The sequence below is a fragment of the Streptosporangium sp. NPDC002721 genome, from assembly GCF_042888905.1.
Lineage (GTDB): Bacteria > Actinomycetota > Actinomycetes > Streptosporangiales > Streptosporangiaceae > Streptosporangium.
The window spans coordinates 398023-409917 of the sequence record NZ_JBIAQI010000003.1 but is presented as its reverse complement, the minus strand read 5'-3'; the positions used below and the strand labels follow the sequence as shown (position 1 = coordinate 409917).

The window sequence follows — 11895 nt, the reverse complement described above, 5'->3', positions numbered from 1 at the left end:
CCGTCCCGCGTACGGGGCCGTATTCCGCCGGAGAGGCGACCGGAACCGCCAGGAGACAGAGAGTCAGGAGAGGGCCCGGAAGGTCTCTCTCCGTCTTGGCAGCCATACCCCCAGCAACCAGACCAGGGCCAGCGCGCCCAGGCCGAACCCGTTCTGCACGATCTTGCCGAGCACGGGACTGAGCACCGGGATCTCCGCGGCCTTGATCGTCACCCCCCACCAGGGGATGGGCAGCACGTAGTAGAGCCAGACCCCGGCGGCCACCCGGAGCCTGACCGGGTCGCGCCCGTCACCGGCCAGCGCGCCGAGCACCACGACCACCCAGGCGAGGTGGTGGATCCAGGCGACCGGTGACAGCAACACGGCCATCAGCCCGACCAGGGCGACCCCGGCCACGAGGTGTCCGTCGAGCAGGGCCCTGCGGGCGTGGCGGAAGCCGTACCAGGCGACCACGGCGACCAGCGCCATCCAGAGCAGGCTCGTCAGCACGTCGGGCAGGTAGAGCCGGATGAGCATGCCGCGCATCGACTGGTTGGTGGTCGCGGCGTTGGCGCCGAGCCGCTCGGGATCGAGCAGCGCCCGGAACCAGAAGTCGGCGGCGTCCGCCGGGATCACCAGGAACGGCAACAGGGTCAGCAGCCCGGCCGTGAGCGCGGCCACGAGGAAGGCGCCGCGGTGCTCCCGCCTCGCGCCGGGCCCGAAACCGGCGATGAGCAGGTAGATCAGGAAGACGCCGGGGGTGAGCTTGACCGCGGTGGCCAGGCCGATCAGCATGCCGCGCGGCCACACCGGGCGCCGGGCCACGCAGTCGGCCAGGCAGATCGCGACGAGCAGGATGTCCACCTGGCCGAAGCGGACCTGGTCCCTGATCGGCATCAGGTAGGTGCAGGCGATCATCAGGGCGGCGAACAGCAGCGGCGTCCACAGGCGGCCCGCCCCACCCGGCATGCCCGCCCCACCCGGCATGCTGCTTCCCTCGCCCGGCGTGCTGCGCTCCTCGCCCGGCGTGCCGTCCCTCCCGTTCGGCGTGCCGTCCCTCCCGTTCGGCGTACCCGGCACGGAGCCCGTCCCGCCGAGCGCCGCGCGGAAGGAGAGCACCGCGCGGAAGGAGAGCCAGACGGTGATCGCCAGGGTGAGGAAGATCAGCGCGGTCCAGGCCCACTGCGCCGCCGTCCAGGACATCGCCGCCAGCGGGGTGGCCAGCAGCGCCGCCACCGGCGGGTAGGTGAAGGGCAGCAGCTGCGGCGCGGGGGTGACGAACCCGTAGACGGGCCGCCCCTCCAGGACCGCCGCCCCGCCGGTACGGTAAACGTCCAGGTCGACCAGGCGCTGGTCGTCCACGTTGCCCAGCCAGTGGAGCACCAGCGGGGCCACCGCGGCGGCGACGAGCAGCAACGCGGGCAGCCATGCCAGCCGCGACAGCCACACCCGGGGGCGCCGGTCGGTCGTGGTCACCTCGCCAGTCCTCACGAGCAGGCAGGTTACCGTGGGGCCCGGGGAAACGGCCGCCCGACGGATACGGACAGGGGAACCGGATGGCTTCGACACACCGCGGTCACGGGGACGTGGGCCCCGCCACCGGCGGGATCTCGACGCGACCGGCGCTGCACCGGCCCGCCGGGACCGCCCCGGCCGCCGCGTCCCCGCTGCCGGCCCTGTCGTCGGCCCTGCCGACCCTGCCGCTGGTTCTGCTGCTTGCCCTGCTCTGCGTGCTTCTCGGCGTCCCCGGCGCCTCGCAGGCCTTCGCCGCCTCCGACACACCAGGGGTCGCGAAGGCTCCGGGCGCTCCGGGGGCCTCCGGCGCCGGTACGGCGGGCGCCCCGGCGAGGAAGCTTCCCGCGAAGGTTGTGATCATCGGGATACCGGGCCTGGAGTGGAGCGACCTGGACCCGCGACGGACCCCGAACCTGTGGAGGCTGGCGGACGAGGGCGGGTCCGCGTCCATGTCCACCCGGGCGGTCCCGCCGCCGGAGCGGGGGATCACCTGCCCGGTGGCGGGCTGGCTGACGGTGTCGGCGGGCCAGCGGGCGGGCGCGCCCGGCACGGGCTGCGAGCCCCCGCGCGCACCTGAGGCGGCCCCCGGCGGCGGGGCGAGCGTGCCTGGCTGGGCCGAGCTGTCCGCTTTCAACGCCGCGACCTCCTACCGGCCGGTTCTCGGGCAGCTGGGCGAGCTCGCGACCGGAGCGGGCCTGAAGGTGGCCGCCGTCGGGCCGGGAGCCGCGCTCGCCGCCGCCAACAGGTCAGGAAAAATCGGGAAATATGCGGCGAGCATCGAGGACCTGGGCGACCTGTCCCCGTACGGGCTGATCGTGGTCGAGGCCGGCGACCTCACCGGGGCCTGGACCACCGGCGGCCTCCCCCTGCCCGGCACCCCGAACAGCACTCCGACCGGCACCCCCACCAACACCCCGAACAGCACTTCGGCCGACACCCCCACCAACACCCCGGACGGCGCCGCAGGCGGCTTTCCCGACGACATGACCGCCCAGGTCAGACGGGAGGCCGCGGCCGGGGCCGACCGCGTGGTGGGCGCGGTGCTCGACCGACTGACCCCGTCACCGGTGACGGGGAACCCGGTGACGGGGACCACGGTCCTGGTCGGGGGCCTGGCCGACACCTCGGCGGCGCCCCACCTGCACGTGGCGATCGCCCGGGGCCCGTCCCCCGACGGGGGGACGTACGCGCGCGGCTACCTCACCGCCACCTCCACCCGCCAGGACGGCCTGGTCACGAACACCGACCTGACCGCCACCGCGATCGGCCTGCTGGGCATGAAGGTCCCCCACGGGGTCGTGGGACGCGCCTGGCTGGGCGACGTGCCGAGCGGGGAGCAGGTCGCGGCGAGGGCCGGGAAGCTGGCCGACGACGACCTGGCGAGCCAGGTGCTGCGCGAGGTGAGGGGGCCGTTCTTCGCGGTGTTCGTGGCGGTGCAGATCCTGTTCTACCTGCTGGCCGCCGTCGCGATCCGCCGCGGCTGGGGCGGTTCCCGCGCCCTGGCGGCCGTCCGGGTCGTCGCCGTGGTCAGCGGGGCGATCGCGATCTCCACCTTCCTGGCGCAGCTGGTCCCCTGGTGGAGCCTGCCCGCGCCGATGGTCTGGGTGATCGTGACCATCCTCGGCCTCGCCTGCGCGATCGCCGGGGTGGCGCTCGCCGGGCCGTGGCGGGCCCACCCGCTCGGCCCGCTGACGGTGGTCGCCGCCGTCACCTCGGTGGCGCTGCTGGCCGACGTGATGACCGGCTCGGCGCTGCAGGTGAACGCGGTCACCGGCTACGAGCCGGTCACCGGCGGGCGCTTCTACGGTTTCAGCAACATCGCCTTCGCCGTCTACTCCGCGGGCACGATCCTCGCCCTCGCCGGGATCGCCCAGTGGCTGATCTCGCGTAACCGCCGGGCGCTCGCGCTCGCGGTGTGCTCGGCGTACGGCGGGCTGGCGGTGTTCGCCGACGGCTGGCCCGCGTGGGGTGCCGACTTCGGCGGGGTCCCGGCGTTCCTGGTGGGGGTGGCGGTCTTCCTGATCCTGCTGTCCGGCGGGCGGATCTCGCTGGTCAAGCTGGTACTGGTCGGCCTCGCGGGCGGCCTGCTGATCGGCGCCATAGCTGTGGTCGACTGGCTGCGGCCCACCGAGCAGCGCACCCACCTGGGCGCCTTCGTGCAGCAGGTGCTGGACGGGGAGGCCTGGACCGTGGTCGGCCGCAAGTTCGGCGCGATGATCGGGGTCACGGTCGGCAACTGGTCGCTGTCGCTGCTCTCGCTGGTCGCGCTGGCGTTCCTGTTCCTGGTGCTCGACCGCCCGTCGCGGTGGGGCGCGTCGGCCCTGGGCCGGGCCTACGCGCTCGCGCCCGCGCTGCGCGCCGGGCTGCTCGGGGCGCTGGCCTGCGCGCTGATCGGGTTCCTGATGAACGACTCGGGCATCGCGATCCCGGCCATGGCGCTCACGGTCGCGGTGCCGCTGACGCTGGCCGCCTGCGTGCGCGCCGTCCGGCTCTCGCCGCCCACCACGCCAGGGCGGCCGTCAGTGCCAGCAGCGTCCACGGCACCACCGTCTCCCTGAGCAGGGTCTTCGTCCAGAGCAGGTCGTCGGGCCGCAGCGCCTCCCTGGCCGGGAGATAGCCCAGCGACAGCACGACGACCCTGGCCACCATGAACGCCTCCAGCGCGGGCCAGGAGGCCATGGCCAGCAGCGCGAAGGCCAGCCCGTCGTACCAGGGCAGCGCGTACGGCGCGGCGAACAGCCAGGCGACCACCATCGCGGCGGCGACGGCGGGCGCGGTGTCGGCGGGCGATGTGCCCAATGTTCCTGACGCTCCCTGCGGTCTTAAAACCCGCAGCACCAGCCAGGCCAGGCAGGCCATCAGGAGCAGGGACCCGACCTGGATCCAGGCCGAGTAAGCGCCCGGCCCGAAGAGCGACTGGAGCCCCGCCTTGACGAGCTGCCAGGGCGTGGCGAGGGAGACCTTCTTGCTGGCGGCGCTCACCTGGTCGAGCACGTGCGGCCCGGCGACGGCGTAGACCGCCACCACGGTGGCCGTCGCGGTCCCCGCCACCACGGCGAGCCTGCCGGGCGAGCGGCGCAGCTCCCACGCCGGTCCGAGGGCGACGAGCCCGGCGTTGAGCTTGACGCCGATGCCCACCCCGAGCAGCAGCCCCGAGGCGGCCCCGCGGACCGTGAGCGCGGCGACCATGCAGGCGATGGCCAGGGTGTCGACGTGCATCCCCGCGGCCAGGTGGTAGATCATCAGCGGGTTGACCGTCCACAGCAGCGCCGCCCGTCGCTGGAGGTCCGCGTTCCCCCTGGCGAAGCGGTGCAGCAGCAGCGCCGTACCGGCGAACGCCGCCGCGTTGACGACGGCCATCGCGAACACCGTCAGCCTGACCGAGTCGCCGCCCACGAGACTGGCCAGCGCCTGCACGGCGGTGGCGACCGGACCGTAGACGCTGGTCACACCGCCCCACTCCTCCACCGCGCCGGTGACCGGGTCACCGGGCAGGGTGGCGGGGGTGATCGCGTACGGGTCCTGGCCGAGCGTGACCAGGCGGCCGTACGCGGCGTAGTTGAGGTGGTCGGCCGAACCGGAGGGCGGCAGGAAGGCGAGCAGGCCCGCCACGGCGCATCCGGCGGCGAGCAGCCAGCGCGGGTCGGGCTTCCACCGGGACCTGAGCGCGGCGGCGAGCCCGAGCCCGCCCAGCACGATCGCGAAGGCGCCCATGGCGATGACCAGATGGGCGCCGGGGTGGGCCTCCAGCGAGTACGGAGGGTGCCAGGAGGGGCCCGGCAGCCTCGGGACCATGGCCGAGGGGCCCAGCAGCCCGATCAGGACCGTGGCCGCCACCGAGAGCCCCACGGCTCCGAACGCGGCGACGTCGAGCCCGCGCGGCGTATCGCCGGCGGGACTCCGCCTCTCGTCGACGACCGACGCATCCCGAGTCACCCGCAAATTCCAGCACACCCGGCACGGTGCCCGGTGCGCTGCCCGCCGAGCCACCCGGTGCCCGGCTGCCCGGATCGGCGATCCGGGCAGCGGTGTGCACCGCCGGTACGTACCGGCGGACCGGGGCTGCGATCCGGGCAGTGGTAGGTGCCGGCGGTCCGGAACAGCGGTGCGGACCCGATCCAGATCGACCGTGCGGGGTGGGGAGCGCTGCTCAGGAGCGCTGGTCAGGAGCGCTGGTCAGGAGCGCTGGTCAGCGGCGTGCCAGGAGGGCTCGGGCGACGTCGCGGAACTGCCTGGCCCGGTGGATCTGGGCCTTCCAGTCGGTGCCGGTGGCCCGGTGCGCCATCTCGACCGGGACCTCGCGCACGCGAAAGCCCTTCCTGAGCAGGTCGATCGTGAGACCGGTCTCCACGCCGAAGCCGCGCGCCAGCGGCCGGGCGGCCTCGAAGGCGGCCCTGGTCAGGCAACGCTGCCCGTTGAGCGGCTGGGCGGGCGCCCAGCCGGTGGCTCGCTCGACCCCCTCGCGCGCGAGCCTCACGACGAACCCGTGGCCGCCGAGCTTCACTCGGGTGACGAAGACGGCGATCGTCATGTCGGCCTCACCCGACACGACCGGCTCGATCAGCGGCGCGGCCGTACGGGCGGTCTCGCCCAGGTCCGCGTCGAGGAACAGCAGGTGCCGGGGCTCCTCGCCGTCGAGCAGGCGCACGGCGTGGGCGCCGCTCTCCATGGCGGCGGCCTTGCCCCGGTTGTGGCTGTGCCGCACGACCCGGGCCCCGGCGGCCTTGGCCACCCGCCCCGTCTGGTCGACGGAGCCGTCGTCGACGACCACGACGAGATCGACGCCGGGCAGCGCCAGGACCGCGGCCACGGTGGCCCCGATCCTGTCGCCCTCGTCCTTGGCGGGAATGATCGCCGCCGTGCCGGTCATCGAACACCTCCAGTGTGGAGACCCCGGGCATCAGCCACAGGGAGGACGTCATCCTTGGGAATCGGAGGTCAGCAGCTTCTCCGGCACGGTCTCGTGCACGACGAAGACGGAGTCGAGACCGGTGACCTGCAGGATCTTGCGTACGGCGGGCCGGGGCGCCGCCACCTCCAGTGTGCCGCCCCGCTCGCGCAGTCGCTTGAGCGCGGAGAGCAGCACGTTCATGCCGGTGGAGTCGCAGAACTCCACGGCGGACATGTCGAGGACGACAAGCATGGTCTGGCTCTGCCCAAGCAGCCGGGTGAACTCGGCCTGCAAACGAGGCGCGGTGTATAGGTCGATTTCGCCAACGATGGTCACGACGGTGTGCCCGGCATGAGATCGACTTGAGACTTTTAGCTCCACAGCGGGCACACTAGCGGCGCGAGAGCCGCTGGTCACGTTCTCTTGAACAACCCGAGTCGTCCGCCCTTTGTCCCCCGTTTCCGCCTCACGGAAACCCTGAGTGCGCGAAGCTTGACACTAAGCAACACCGGCTTGGCCGGAAAGGGGAGGAGACCCGGCGCCTCCCGTTCGTCGCTGCGCCACGTCAGTGGCGGCCGTTGAGTTACAAGAAACGGGCTCGAACGCATCCATGAACACCGACCTACCTGAGGACCTCCAGCGACAGCGGCTCCGGGAGCACCTGGAGTCCATGATCACTCGTACCGACAAGGCCACCTCGTGGCGCGACGCGGCGAGTTCACTGCGGGGCCTGGTGAACCACGAGGGACACGTCCCGATCAGAACCCGCCTGTCGATCGAGGACCTCGACTTCCTCGAAGGAGCGCGCGAAGAGCTCCTCGACTTCGCCACGCTCGGCGTCAGGCTGCTCGACCTGCACCAGCCGCGCGACGCGGGCGGCATCACCAGCGACGCCGCGCATCCGATCCTGCGCTGCCGCAGCTGCATGTGGCGCTGGCCGTGCCCGACGTTCCGGGCGATGGTGGAGTCTCTCGGCACCACCAGGAGGCTGACCTCCTGCCAGCACGTCGAGCCCGACACCGAGGGCGGCGAGTGCGCCCAGATGACCCTCATGGTCTCCGTGAGACCCGAGGGCCCGCAGGACACCCCGGGCCCGGTCACGCCCGCGCCGGCCGCCAACGGAGCGGCCAACGGAGCGGCCAACGGATCCGCCAACACCAACGGCTCCAGCGGCCCCAACGGTTCCGGCGGCCCCAACGGTTCCGGCGGTTCCGGCGGCTCCGGCGGCTCCGGCGCGACCTGACCGCTCACCGGCCGCCCGGCCCTCCGCGCGACCCTCCACCGGGCCCTCCGCACGACCCTCCACCGGGCGCTCCCCCCGCCCCGCCCGCCGGGCACCCGCTCGCGTTCCCCGCCGCCCGCCGACGCCCACTCGACCCGGGCCGGACCGGGCACAGGTCCCTCAGGCGGAGAGCGGCAGACAGATCTCGAAACGGCAGCCGGGACCGGAGTTGACGACGCCGATCGTTCCCTCGTGGGCCTCGACGATGCCGCGCGCGATCGCCAGGCCGAGACCCGCCCCTGCGCCGTACGCGCTGGGGGTACGGGCCGCCTCGCCGCGGAAGGCGACGTCGAAGACGCGGGGCAGGTCGTCGGCCGGGATGCCACCGCAGCCGTCGGCGACGGACAGGCGGGCGACGCCGTCCTCGACCGAGGCCCGCACCACGACCGTGCCGTCGCCCGGCGTGTGCCTGATCGCGTTGACCACCAGGTTGCGCAGCGCCCGGGAGAGCTGGGCCGCGTCGGCCTGGACGGGGACCATCGGGCCGGCCTCGCCGGTCAGCCGTACCCCCTTGCCCCTGGCCAGCTCCTCCACCCCGGCCAGCGCGTCGGCGACCAGCTCGTCGAGGGCGATCCGGCCGAGCGACAGGCGCAGCGTCCCCGCGTGGATCCTGGACAGCTCGAACAGGCCGTCGACCATGCCCGACAGCCGGTCCACCTCCAGGCGGATCTGCCGGTGATAGCGGCCGACGGTCTCCGGATCGGCGACCACCCCGTCCTCCAGGGCCTCGGCCATGGCCCGCATGCCCGCCAGCGGGGTGCGCAGGTCGTGGCTGACCCAGGCGACGAGCTCGCGGCGGGCGCTCTCCAGGGCGCGCTCGCGCTCGTGACCGAGACGCAGCCGCCGGTACGCCCGGTCCAGGCTCCCGGCGATCGTGCCGAGCTCCGCGGGCAGCCCGGCGGGAGGCGCGAACTCCCCCGAGGCCGGTACGGCGTGCACGGCGTCGACGAGCCTGCGGCTGGCCGCCACGACCCGGCGCGAGAGCACCGTCGCGACGCCCAGCCCGACCAGGCCGCCCACGACGACCACGCTGAGCACGATGTCCCTCGACGTCCCCTCGATGATCATTTTCAGGGTGAGGGCCGTCATGCCGCCGACCGTCGCCACGACGGTCACCACGACGACCACCGCGAGCATCACGCCGATCGACCGCTCGCGCAGCAGCCGCATCGCGCCCAGCCCCGCCAGCGCGACCAGCAGGCCGAGCCCGGCGGTGACCGCGACGATCACCAGCATCTCGGGGATCACGGCTCCGCCAGCGGCTCGTAGCGGTAGCCGACGCCCCACACGGTGACGATGCGCCGGGGATCGGTCGGGTCGGGCTCGATCTTCTCGCGGAGGCGGCGGACGTGGACGGTCACCGTGGACGAGTCGCCGAAGGACCACCCCCAGACCTGGTCGAGCAGGGCGGAGCGGCTGAAGGCCTGGCGGGGGTTGCGCATCAGGTGGGCGAGGAGGTCGAACTCGCGGGCGGTCAGCATGATCTCGTCACCGCGGAGCCGCACCTCGTGGGCGCCGACGTCGACCGTGAGCTCGCCGTCCCTGAGCACGCCGGTGCCGGCCGGCAGGGAGGCCCCGCGCGCCCGCCGCAGCACGGACTGCACGCGCAGCGCCAGCTCCCGGGGGCTGAAAGGCTTCGTGACGTAGTCGTCGGCGCCGGTCTCCAGGCCGACGACCCTGTCCATCTCGTCGCCGAGCGCGGTCAACATGATCACCGGGACCGGCCACCGCTCCCTGAGCTTCCTGCAGACCTGGAGCCCGTCCATCTTGGGGAGCATCAGGTCGAGCACCATCAGGTCGGGCGGGTCGGCCAGCGCGCGCCTGAGCGCCTCGGCGCCGTCTCCGACGCACTCGACCACGTGACCGTCGCGTTCCAGATAGCGGGCCACGACCTCGGCCACCATCGAATCGTCGTCGACCACCAGAATCCGCGCGCTCATGCCCCCACGGTAGGCCCCGGGGGAAGGATCGCTGAGCCATGTCATCGGTCCGTAAGCACCCGATCGTTATGACCGTCGTTACGGCCGGGACGCCCGGTGCCGCCCCGTCCGGCGTACGGTAGATCGCATGAGTCGTATCGTGCTGGGGGTCCTGGGCGTCCTGCTCGCGCTGTACGTGGTGTTCGGGTTCGTGCTGCCTGCCCTCTTCGGCCTGCTGAAGTTCGCGCTCGTCCTGGCGCTGATCGCCTTCGTGGTCGTCGCGCTGGTCACCGCGGTGGCCAGGTCCAAGCGGTGAACCTGCTGCTCACCGTCCAGACCCTGGCGGTCTGGATGTTCGACGGCGGCGGTGTCCTGACGGCCGCCGCCGTGGTCGGGCTGGGCGTGCTCCTGCTCGTCTGGGCGCTGCGCCCGGCGCCCGTCACCTCGGGCGCTGAGTCGCGCTCGCCCATGTCCCGGCGCGACCGGGCCAGGCGGACGATGTTCGTCCGCCAGCGCGATCCCGACGCGGCCGGGAGGTCCCGGCCCAGAGCACCCTCCGCGGGCCCGGCGCCCGCGTAGCTCTCCGCGACCTGCCGCGATCCCCGTGCCACACGCGCACGTGACGCGTGGCAGGCATGCCCCGTAACGCGCGTGATCACCGTGTACGCACGTGATTCGCCGCGTCCCGGAGGCCCCCGGCCGTCGCGCGCCACGCGCACGTGCCCCGGAAACCTCCGGCCGCCGCACCACGCGCCCCGGAAAGCTCCGGCCACCGTGCGCCACGCGCCTCGGAGGCCCCCGGCCGCCGTGCGCCGCGCGCACGTGCTCCGGAGACTCCGGCCGCCGTGTGCCGCGCGCACGCGTCCCGGGACGACCTCGCGGTCCGCGGGCGCCCTCTGTGCCGTCTCCACTCCGCTCAGAAGGGCCCCTCCATGTTCGACCCCGTCATCTCGTTCACCGCCGGCCTCATCGCCGCGCTCGCCGGGCCGCTGGGCTCCACCGCCCTGGCGATCGTCGTGTTCACCGTCCTCGTCCGGCTGCTGCTGCTCCCGCTCAGCGTCATGCAGGCCAGGGGCGAGCGGGCCAGGGTCCGCCTCGCGCCGGAGCTCCAGAGGCTCAAGAAGCGCCACGGCCGCAACCCCGAGCGGCTCCAGCGGGAGCTCGCCGCCCTCTACGCCAGGGAGAGGACCTCACCGCTGGCCGGGTGCCTGCCGTCCGTGGCGCAGATGCCGTTCATGATGGTGACGTACCAGGTGTTCATCTCCTCGACGATCGCCGGGCAGGCCAACGCGCTGCTGACCCACGGGCTCCTCGGGGTGCCGCTCGGCCAGCAGTTCGCGGGCACGGTGGCCGGGTTCGGGCTGATCAGCGGCCCCACCCTGGTCTTCGCCGGGCTCTTCCTGCTGCTCCTCGCCGTGGCGTGGATCACCTCCCGCCGGATGCGGCGCACGATGAGCGAGGACCTCCAGCCCGCGGCGCTGCGCCGGATGCTGCCCCTGCTGCCGTACGGGACCGTCCTGGTCGCCGCGGTGCTGCCGCTCGCGGCCGGGATCTATCTCCTCGCCTCGACGGCCTGGACGGCCGGGGAGAAGGCGGTTCTGCACCGCCCGGCGCTCGCCGGGAGGTGAACGTCGCCCGGCCGAAAGACGCCGGGTCCGTCCCGCTTCACGGCGTGTGAAGGGTCCTGTCCCGCTTCACGGCGTGTGAAGCGGGACAGGACCCGGGAAGAGGCTTATCCGCACTCCCTAAGAGCGGGTTCGGGGGCGGAAACATGGCCGTTACCTACCGTGTCGACCGCGGTCACCACCGCCCACACCGTGGTGATGTCCCCCTCATGCCTGACCCCCCACGTGGAGGCCAGATACTCGACGATTCCCAGACCTCGCCCTCCCAGGGAGGAGAGCGTCGGGCGTCCCGCCCGCGGTTCGGTGGCCGCGCCACCGTCACTCACAGCGACCTCGACATGCTCCTCGGTCCAGCGCCATGACACCCTGATCTGTCCTGACGGCAACGGGTGGGCGTGACGCAGCGCGTTGCTCAGCAGCTCGCTGACCACGAGCACCGCGTCCTCGATAGCGGTCTCGTACACACCCCGTTCCTGCAGGTCAGAGCAGAGGCGTTGGCGTGCGACAGCGACGCTGGACGGTGCATACGGCAACAGAACGACGCTCGACGCACTCACCTCCCCGTATGCCTGTTCCCCCTGAGGAACTCACCCCAGTACGACCGAAATGCCCCGTTAGATAGTCTTGGAAACCGCGCACCAATTACAGCTTGTGCACATTCGACAATAGATCAGCACATCCGTT

The 11895-nt window shown here is 73.0% G+C and carries 12 protein-coding genes; 5 read left to right on the top strand and 7 right to left on the bottom strand.

What is annotated here, in order from left to right:
• Positions 1-63 precede the first annotated feature (63 nt).
• On the bottom strand, positions 64-1470 hold the full coding sequence (locus ACFYWM_RS06065) for a glycosyltransferase 87 family protein (protein WP_389909251.1): 1407 nt from the start codon (positions 1468-1470) through the stop codon (positions 64-66).
• Positions 1471-1535: 65 nt separating this feature from the next.
• On the opposite strand from ACFYWM_RS06065, the gene ACFYWM_RS06060 reads away from it, so the two are divergent.
• Positions 1536-4052 carry a hypothetical protein gene (locus ACFYWM_RS06060; protein ID WP_389909248.1) on the top strand — a complete coding sequence of 839 codons (2517 nt, stop codon included), beginning with the start codon at positions 1536-1538 and terminating at the stop codon, positions 4050-4052.
• On the opposite strand, the gene mptB is transcribed toward ACFYWM_RS06060, so the two are convergent.
• From mptB to ACFYWM_RS06045, 3 genes are all read right to left on the bottom strand, one after another.
• The gene (gene mptB / locus ACFYWM_RS06055) at positions 3934-5430 is read right to left on the bottom strand and encodes a polyprenol phosphomannose-dependent alpha 1,6 mannosyltransferase MptB (protein WP_389909245.1); all 1497 of its coding nucleotides are present in this window, start codon (positions 5428-5430) and stop codon (positions 3934-3936) included. The genes ACFYWM_RS06060 and mptB overlap by 119 nt on opposite strands.
• Before the next feature lie 253 nt (positions 5431-5683).
• Positions 5684-6364: a glycosyltransferase family 2 protein gene (locus ACFYWM_RS06050; RefSeq protein WP_389909242.1), complete on the bottom strand. Its 681-nt coding sequence runs from the start codon at positions 6362-6364 to the stop codon at positions 5684-5686.
• Between the two features lie 48 nt (positions 6365-6412).
• Positions 6413-6766: an STAS domain-containing protein gene (locus ACFYWM_RS06045; RefSeq protein WP_389909239.1), complete on the bottom strand. Its 354-nt coding sequence runs from the start codon at positions 6764-6766 to the stop codon at positions 6413-6415.
• 229 nt (positions 6767-6995) lie between these two features.
• Here ACFYWM_RS06045 and ACFYWM_RS06040 point away from each other — a divergent pair, with 229 nt between their 5' ends.
• On the top strand, positions 6996-7628 hold the full coding sequence (locus tag ACFYWM_RS06040) for a hypothetical protein (protein WP_389909236.1): 633 nt from the start codon (positions 6996-6998) through the stop codon (positions 7626-7628).
• 159 nt (positions 7629-7787) lie between these two features.
• On the opposite strand, the gene ACFYWM_RS06035 is transcribed toward ACFYWM_RS06040, so the two are convergent.
• Positions 7788-8915 (bottom strand): sensor histidine kinase, encoded by a 1128-nt coding sequence (locus tag ACFYWM_RS06035; protein WP_389909233.1) that lies wholly within the window; start codon positions 8913-8915, stop codon positions 7788-7790.
• Entirely contained in the window at positions 8912-9607 is a 696-nt protein-coding gene (locus ACFYWM_RS06030; RefSeq protein WP_389909230.1) for a response regulator transcription factor, read from the bottom strand. Before ACFYWM_RS06030 ends, ACFYWM_RS06035 begins: the two co-directional genes overlap by 4 nt.
• Before the next feature lie 127 nt (positions 9608-9734).
• Between ACFYWM_RS06030 and ACFYWM_RS06025 the strand changes: the two genes are divergently transcribed.
• The 3 genes from ACFYWM_RS06025 (at position 9735) to ACFYWM_RS06015 (ending at position 11214) form a co-directional block, all read left to right on the top strand.
• The gene (locus ACFYWM_RS06025) at positions 9735-9902 is read left to right on the top strand and encodes a hypothetical protein (RefSeq protein ID WP_389909225.1); all 168 of its coding nucleotides are present in this window, start codon (positions 9735-9737) and stop codon (positions 9900-9902) included.
• Positions 9899-10165 carry a DUF6412 domain-containing protein gene (locus ACFYWM_RS06020; protein WP_389909222.1) on the top strand — a complete coding sequence of 89 codons (267 nt, stop codon included), beginning with the start codon at positions 9899-9901 and terminating at the stop codon, positions 10163-10165. The genes ACFYWM_RS06025 and ACFYWM_RS06020 overlap by 4 nt, the downstream gene beginning before the upstream one ends.
• 353 nt (positions 10166-10518) lie before the next feature.
• Complete coding sequence (locus ACFYWM_RS06015; protein WP_389909219.1) at positions 10519-11214, top strand: YidC/Oxa1 family membrane protein insertase; 696 nt, start codon at positions 10519-10521, stop codon at positions 11212-11214.
• A gap of 104 nt (positions 11215-11318) precedes the next feature.
• Here ACFYWM_RS06015 and ACFYWM_RS06010 read toward each other — a convergent pair whose 3' ends face one another.
• The gene (locus ACFYWM_RS06010; protein ID WP_389909215.1) at positions 11319-11768 is read right to left on the bottom strand and encodes an ATP-binding protein; all 450 of its coding nucleotides are present in this window, start codon (positions 11766-11768) and stop codon (positions 11319-11321) included.
• Between the last annotated feature and the right edge of the window lie 127 nt (positions 11769-11895).

What these genes read in the sequence shown, in the direction of transcription:
- ACFYWM_RS06060 (WP_389909248.1), top strand. Translation starts at nt 1,536, where the DNA reads ATGGCTTCGACACACCGCGGTCACGGGGACGTGGGCCCCGCCACCGGC.
- ACFYWM_RS06050 (WP_389909242.1), bottom strand. Translation starts at nt 6,364, where the DNA reads ATGACCGGCACGGCGGCGATCATTCCCGCCAAGGACGAGGGCGACAGG.
- ACFYWM_RS06040 (WP_389909236.1), top strand. Translation starts at nt 6,996, where the DNA reads ATGAACACCGACCTACCTGAGGACCTCCAGCGACAGCGGCTCCGGGAG.
- ACFYWM_RS06030 (WP_389909230.1), bottom strand. Translation starts at nt 9,607, where the DNA reads ATGAGCGCGCGGATTCTGGTGGTCGACGACGATTCGATGGTGGCCGAG.
- ACFYWM_RS06025 (WP_389909225.1), top strand. Translation starts at nt 9,735, where the DNA reads ATGAGTCGTATCGTGCTGGGGGTCCTGGGCGTCCTGCTCGCGCTGTAC.
- ACFYWM_RS06015 (WP_389909219.1), top strand. Translation starts at nt 10,519, where the DNA reads ATGTTCGACCCCGTCATCTCGTTCACCGCCGGCCTCATCGCCGCGCTC.